The following is a 254-nucleotide window of genomic DNA, read 5'->3' as shown; positions in this document are numbered from 1 at the left end:
AAGCCGCGCCTTATTGGGCCGGTCGATACGCTGATGTTTATACCATCCAGTGATGAATATAAAATCCTTGCTTTCGATCTCGTAAACAACTGCGAGACCATTTGAAATAATTTGCTGCAATGCTCGCGATAGTCTCGCGAGGGTGTCGCGAGGGTTGTCGCAAAGATCCTGAACGAACAAATCACCAGCAATCGAAGCCAAGTCAAACCGCCCAACCCCGTTGTCGTCCACGTAGGACCACAGGCCGATGAAAA

At 49.6% G+C, this 254-nt stretch carries 1 protein-coding gene; it reads right to left on the bottom strand.

Annotation, left to right across the window (positions count from 1 at the left end; translation table 11 throughout):
- Positions 1-254 (bottom strand): hypothetical protein (locus tag QP381_RS09220; protein ID WP_285068726.1); only part of this gene is annotated, 254 nt, incomplete at both ends.

The sequence above is a fragment of the Pauljensenia sp. UMB6358 genome (genome assembly GCF_030216865.1).
GTDB classification, from domain to species: domain Bacteria; phylum Actinomycetota; class Actinomycetes; order Actinomycetales; family Actinomycetaceae; genus Pauljensenia; species Pauljensenia turicensis_A.
The sequence above is the reverse complement of the archived record's forward strand: the minus strand, read 5'-3'. Positions and strand labels throughout refer to the sequence as shown.